Origin of the sequence: Paracoccus panacisoli (assembly GCF_042435015.1) — a bacterium.
In the GTDB taxonomy this organism is placed as follows: domain Bacteria; phylum Pseudomonadota; class Alphaproteobacteria; order Rhodobacterales; family Rhodobacteraceae; genus Paracoccus; species Paracoccus panacisoli.
The window spans coordinates 24,362-30,533 of the sequence record NZ_JBHMQU010000012.1 but is presented as its reverse complement, the minus strand read 5'-3'; the positions used below and the strand labels follow the sequence as shown (position 1 = coordinate 30,533).

The 6,172-nt window shown below is 69.8% G+C and carries 5 protein-coding genes; 2 read left to right on the top strand and 3 right to left on the bottom strand.

All coding sequences use genetic code 11. The features are described from left to right. Both ACFHYO_RS03255 and ACFHYO_RS03250 read left to right on the top strand, forming a co-directional pair. Nucleotides 1-353 (top strand): hypothetical protein (locus ACFHYO_RS03255; protein ID WP_446728963.1); only part of this gene is annotated, 353 nt, incomplete at its 5' end. Between the two features lie 77 nt (nucleotides 354-430). Then, the gene (locus ACFHYO_RS03250) at nucleotides 431-1,702 is read left to right on the top strand and encodes a Zn-dependent hydrolase (RefSeq protein WP_394318346.1); all 1,272 of its coding nucleotides are present in this window, start codon (nucleotides 431-433) and stop codon (nucleotides 1,700-1,702) included. Nucleotides 1,703-2,096: 394 nt separating this feature from the next. On the opposite strand, the gene ACFHYO_RS03245 is transcribed toward ACFHYO_RS03250, so the two are convergent. The 3 genes from ACFHYO_RS03245 to gloB form a co-directional block, all read right to left on the bottom strand. Further along, complete coding sequence (locus ACFHYO_RS03245; RefSeq protein WP_394318344.1) at nucleotides 2,097-2,480, bottom strand: peptidoglycan-binding domain-containing protein; 384 nt, start codon at nucleotides 2,478-2,480, stop codon at nucleotides 2,097-2,099. A 419-nt stretch (nucleotides 2,481-2,899) separates the two neighbouring features. Further along, nucleotides 2,900-5,218, bottom strand: a complete 2,319-nt coding sequence (clpA, locus tag ACFHYO_RS03240; protein WP_036712479.1) for an ATP-dependent Clp protease ATP-binding subunit ClpA — start codon at nucleotides 5,216-5,218, stop codon at nucleotides 2,900-2,902. A 184-nt stretch (nucleotides 5,219-5,402) separates the two neighbouring features. Continuing rightward, nucleotides 5,403-6,140, bottom strand: a complete 738-nt coding sequence (gene gloB / locus ACFHYO_RS03235) for a hydroxyacylglutathione hydrolase (RefSeq protein ID WP_394318342.1) — start codon at nucleotides 6,138-6,140, stop codon at nucleotides 5,403-5,405. Between the last annotated feature and the right edge of the window lie 32 nt (nucleotides 6,141-6,172).

The following is a 6,172-nucleotide window of genomic DNA, read 5'->3' as shown; positions in this document are numbered from 1 at the left end:
CGGCCGAGACCCCGGCTCCGGCCGCCTCGGATGGCCTGAAGGCCGACCTCGCCCCGCCGCCGGCGGTGGCCGCGGCGCAGGCCGACGCGGTGAGGGCGCTCGGCGGCCGGGCGGTGGCGGTCGCGGGGCGGCACCGTCCCGCGGCGCTGGCGCGGCTCGACGGGTTCTCAGGCGTGCTCTGGTGGGGCGACGCCGAGACGGCGCGGGACTTTGCCCAGGCGCTCGCGGCGCGGCCGGGGCCGATCCTGCCGCTGGTCACGGCGATGCCCGACCGGGCCCACGCGGTCCATGAGCGGCATCTCTGCGTCGACACCACGGCCGCCGGCGGCAACGCGGCACTGCTCGCGGGGTAGGGGGGCTCGCGCCGCCCCGGCGGGGCCGCTAGAACGACACCCGGCCCCGCACCGGGGCGCTGAACCCGAGGCCCCTCATGCCCGACGCGACCCCCGCCCCCACCCTGCCGCCCCGCAACCTGCGCGTCAGCCCCGACCGGATCGAGGCCGACCTGACGGCTCTCGCGGCGATCACCGACCCGGACCGCCCGTGGACCCGGCGCGCCTTCTCGCCCCGTTTCGACGAGGGCCGCGCCTGGGCCGCGGGCGCCTTTGCGCAGGCCGGGCTGAGCCTCAGGACCGACGCCGGCGGCAACCTGATCGGCACCCGCGCCGGCACCGAGCCGGGGCGCGGGACGATCATGCTCGGCAGCCACTCGGACACCGTGCCGGACGGCGGCCGCTTCGACGGCACGGCGGGGGTGATCGCGGCGCTCGAGGTGGCGCGGATGCTGGCCGAGCGCGGCATCGCCCTGCGGCACGACCTCGCCGTGGTGGATTTCCTGGCCGAGGAGGTCTCGGTCTTCGGCGTCTCCTGCATCGGCTCGCGGGCGATGGCGGGCGTGCGCCCCGAGGCCTGGCTGGGCCTGACCCACGAGGGCCGCACGCTGGCGCAGGCGCTGCACGACGTGGGCGGCGACCCCGAGCGGCTCGAGCCCGCGAGCGGCATCCGCGCCTTTCTGGAACTGCACATCGAGCAGGGGACCGTGCTCGAGAGCGGCCCGACCGACCTTGGCCTCGTCACCGCCATCGCCGGGATCGAGCGCATCGAGGTGGTGCTGACCGGCCAGGCCGGCCATGCCGGGACCGTGCCGATGGGACGCCGCGCCGACGCGCTGGTCGCGGCCGCAGCCCTGATCGGGCAGATCGACGCCGAGGCCACCGCCCGCGCCGCCCGCGGCCATTTCACCGCCACGGTCGGCGAGTTTGCGATCGAGCCGGGGGCGGCGAACGTCGTCCCCGGTCGCGCCCGCCTGCTCATCGATGCGCGCGCGCCCGAACGGGCGGCGATGCAGGATTTCCTCGCCTGGGTCGAGGCCCGCGTCGCCGACCAGCCCACCGGAATCACCGGCACCGCGCGGCTGCTGTCGGACAACCAGCCGATGCCGATGGACGCGGGGCTGGTCGAAACGCTCGCCGCCGCCGCCGATCGGGTTGGCGCGAGCCATTGCCGGATGGTGTCGGGCGCGGGCCACGACGCGGCCTTCATGGCCCGGATCGCACCGGCGGCGATGGTCTTCGTGCCCTGCCGCGCCGGGCGCTCGCACTGCCCCGAGGAATGGGCCGAGCCCGACGCCATCGCTCTCGGCGCCGAGGTGATGGCCGAGGCGGTGCTGGCGATCGATGCTGGTGAGGGGTTGGGCGGGTGAGGCGCGGGCGGGGGGCGGTCGAGATGCTGAGAGCTAGGGGTGCGCGGGCGGATCGCAGCCCGAGCGGCTGCTGATCCCAAGCGATGCTCCGCGGCGGACGCTAAGCGGTGCGACACGGGCCACTGCTTGCCTCTCGGTCGCCCGACTTCAGCGGTACCCGGCTGCAACGCAGGAACGATGCCGCAGCTTCAGATGAGCGTTTACCTATCTCCGCATTTGACCGAGCCTCACCTGCTCACCTGCTCACCTGCTCACCTGCTCACCTGCTCACCTGCTCACCTGCTCACCGGGCTGTGGGTGGGATAGCCGACCTATCGTGAAGCCCAGCAGTCTAACCCTCGCCACTAAGGTGAACGCGAAGAAGCCCCCACCCGCGCAGCGGGTGCGGGATCGGTCAACCAGAAACCGAAAGATCGGCCTCATCGCCCTCGCCGTACAGCCACGCGGCGGCCGTTCCATCGGCCAGATCGCTGAGGTACGCGCGGATCCCGGCCTCTGAGCGAAGATCGTACCGGGCCTCTCCCCGACTGTTCTCGCTGATGAACGAGGCTCCCTCTGCCAGCGCACGCTCGGTGCCCGGCCCGTAAGACCCGTCGACCCGGCCCTCATAGAAGCCCGCGGTCTTGAGTTCCTCTTGGACGGTACGGCGCTGCCGCTCCGACATCGCCATGAACGCAGCCCGCAATGGACTGTCCGCCTGCGCATATCCGGCGAGAGGAAGAGCCAGGCCTGCGGCCACGATCATGAGTAGATTTCTGCGTCGCATGTCGATCTCCACGCTTGCGTCAACATCCGGTTAAGTCGCCCGATAAATCCCATCAGGACCAAAAACGACAAAGCATCCAGCTTGTTTTATTTCTGAGTTTAATGGAGCTGCTGGCGCTTTCACCTGTGATAGGAGAGCCCGACCATCGTTGTTGCGCGGTCCAAGAAAAGAAGCTGCGGGCGTATGGAGCAGCGCAGAAGAACACGCTTCGATAACCCTAATGTGCGTCCGATTTGCACGGGAGTAGAGAAGCCGCGTGGTCGCCGTCACCGGCCGCCTCGCTAGACTCGCCGGAGGCGACGGCCTGCCCAGCCCCCCGCTTGCCCCACAAAAAAACTGCCGCGGCCCCCAAGGGTCCGCGGCAGCTTCAAGATCAGTCCACCTCTCACCCGACCGTGACCAGCCGAACCAGGATAAGCCCGACCCGCCTCTCACTCAGCCGTCAGCAACGGCGTCCGGTCGCGGCCGAGGCGGGGCGAGCCGGGGCCCTCGATGTCGAACACCGGCTTGTCGTCCTCGATCCGCACCTTGACCACGCCGCCCTTGGTCAGCCGGCCGAACAGCAGCTCTTCGGCGAGCGGCTTCTTGATCGTCTCCTGGATCACCCGGCCGAGCGGGCGGGCGCCCATGCGGTCGTCGTAGCCCTTTTCGGCCAGCCAGTTCGCCGCTTCGTCGGTCAGCTCGATATGGACGTTGCGGTCCATCAGCTGCGCCTCGAGCTGCAGGATGAACTTCTCGACCACCTGCACGATCACGTCGCGCGAGAGCGGCGCGAACGAGATCACAGCGTCCAGACGGTTGCGGAACTCGGGCGTGAAGGTGCGCTCGATCGCCTCCTTGTCCTCGCCCTCGCGGCGGTCGCGGCCGAAGCCGATGGCGGCCTTGGCCTGGTCGGCGGCCCCGGCGTTCGAGGTCATGATCAGGATCACGTTGCGGAAATCCACCTGGCGGCCGTTGTGGTCGGTCAGCTTGCCGTGGTCCATCACCTGCAACAGGATGTTGTAGACATCCGGGTGCGCCTTCTCGATCTCGTCGAGCAGCAGCACCGAGTGCGGATGCTGGTCCACCCCGTCGGTCAGAAGACCGCCCTGGTCGAAGCCGACATAGCCGGGCGGTGCGCCGATCAGGCGGCTGACGGCGTGCTTCTCCATGTATTCGCTCATGTCGAAGCGGAGCAGTTCAACCCCCAGCGTCGCGGCGAGCTGCTTGGCGACCTCGGTCTTGCCGACCCCGGTCGGGCCCGCGAACAGGTAGTTGCCGATCGGTTTTTCCGGCTCGCGCAGACCCGCCCGCGCCAGCTTGATCGAGGACGCCAGCGCCTCGATCGCCGAATCCTGCCCGAACACCAGCCGCTTCAGCGTCTTCTCCAGATCGCGCAGCACCTCGGCATCGTCCTTCGAGACGTTCTTCGGCGGGATCCGCGCGATCTTGGCGACGACCGCCTCGATCTCCTTGGGTGAGATGACCTTGCGGCGCCGGCTTTCGGCCACGACGTGCTGGGCCGCCCCCGCCTCGTCGATGACGTCGATGGCGCTGTCGGGCAGCTTGCGGTCGTTGATGTAGCGGCTCGCGAGCTCGACCGCCGACTTGATCGCCTCGGAGGTGTAGCGCAGGTCGTGGTGCTTCTCGAAGCTCGGCTTCAGCCCCATCAGGATCTTGATCGCGTCCGGGACCGAGGGCTCGTTCACGTCGATCTTCTGGAACCGCCGGCTCAGCGCCCGGTCCTTCTCGAAGTGCTGACGGTATTCCTTGTAGGTGGTCGAGCCCATGCAGCGCAGCTTGCCGCCCGCCAGCGCCGGCTTAAGCAGGTTCGAGGCGTCCATCGCCCCGCCCGAGGTCGCGCCCGCGCCGATCACCGTGTGGATCTCGTCGATGAAGAGGATCGCGTCGGGATGCTCTTCCAGCTCCTTCACCACGGCCTTCAGCCGCTCCTCGAAGTCGCCGCGATAGCGGGTGCCGGCCAGCAGCGCCCCCATGTCGAGCGAGAAGATCGTGGCCCCCGACAGCACGTCCGGGGTCTCGCCACGGGTGATCTTGAGCGCCAGCCCCTCGGCGATGGCGGTCTTGCCGACGCCGGGATCGCCCACCAGCAGCGGGTTGTTCTTTCGCCGGCGGCAGAGCACCTGGATGCAGCGCTCGACCTCGTCGGCGCGGCCGATCAGCGGGTCCACGTCACCCTCGGACGCCTTGGCGTTGAGGTCCACGCAGTACTTCGCCAGCGCCGAATCGTCCTTGCCCGAGGGTTTTTCCTCGGTCTTCGCCGACTCGGACTGCGCGCCCTGCACGGTGCGCGGCTCGCTGAACGATGGGTTCTTGGCCACCCCGTGGGCGATGAAGTTGACCGCATCATAGCGGCTCATGTCGAGTTCCTGCAGGAAGAACGCGGCATTCGATTCGCGCTCGGCGAAGATCGCCACCAGCACGTTCGCGCCCGTGACCTCGTTGCGGCCCGAGCTCTGCACATGGATCGCGGCGCGCTGGATCACCCGCTGGAAGGCCGCGGTCGGCACCGCCTCGGAGCCCTCAACGTCGGTGATCAGCGTCGAGAGATCGTCCTCGATGAAGTCGGTCAGCAGCCGGCGCAGCTCGGCCAGGTCCACGTTGCAGGCCCGCATGACGCGGACGGCATCGGGCTCTTCGGTGAGCGCGAGCAGCAGATGTTCGAGGGTCGCCAGCTCATGCCGATGTTGGTTGGCCAGCGACAGCGCGGCATGGATCGCCTGTTCCAGCGTGGTCGAGAATGACGGCACTTCCTGCTCCTGTCAGTCGGCTGGCGGTCTGGGCGCTTGGGCACCCACCTGACCAGACTGTCACGATACGATTAAGAATTGGTGCATTCCGGCGCGGCGCAAGGGGTTTCTGGACCCCGCGGTCCGAAGATGCGGCTGATGGTGCAGATGTGATCACACCCCGGCGTTTTCAACCCGGCCCCGGTCAGCCACGGAACGCATCCTTTTCGGCCCTGAGCCGGGCGAAGGCCGCCCCCGCATCCTCGCCCGGTCGCGCGAGCGCGCCGGCGCGCAGGAACGGGTTGGTGGCCTTTTCTTCGGCCAGCGTCGCGGGCGACGCCGGGCGCTGCCCCGCCAGCGTCGCGTCCAGCCGGGCGCGCAGCGCCGCGTTCTCCGGGTCTACCGCTAGCGCAAAGGCGCCGTTGCCGCGGGCGTAATCGTGGCCCGAGCAGACCAGCGTCTCGTCCGGCAGCGCCGCGAGGCGGGTGAGCGAGTCCCACATCTGCGCGGGCGTGCCCTCGAAGATCCGCCCGCAGCCGATCGCCATCAGGCTGTCGGCGGTGAAGGCCATCCCCGCACCGGGCAGATGGAAGGCCACGTGGCCGACGGTGTGGCCGGGCACGTCGATCACCTCGAGCGCCTCGCCGCAGACCTCGGCCGCCTCGCCCGGGGCCAGCGCCCGGTCGAGCGGCGGCAGCCGGTGCCGGTCGGCGCCGTTGCCCCAGACCTCGGCCCCGGTCGCGGCGACGATGTCGGGGACCGCCTGGATGTGGTCGTCGTGGTGGTGGGTCAGCAGGATCACGTCGAGCCCCCAGCCGCGCCGGGACAGCTCGGCGAGGATCGGGGCGGCTTCGGGGGCGTCGATCAGCGCGGTCTGGCCGCCGCCGTGGATCAGATAGGCGTAGTTGTCCGACAGGCAGCGAACGGTGACCAGCTCGACCATGGGAGGCTCCTCTTTTCCCTCAAGCTAGGCGC

Excerpts from the sequence above, each read along its gene's own strand:
- ACFHYO_RS03250 (WP_394318346.1), top strand. The coding sequence starts at position 431 with ATGCCCGACGCGACCCCCGCCCCCACCCTGCCGCCCCGCAACCTGCGC.
- gloB (WP_394318342.1), bottom strand. The coding sequence starts at position 6,140 with ATGGTCGAGCTGGTCACCGTTCGCTGCCTGTCGGACAACTACGCCTAT.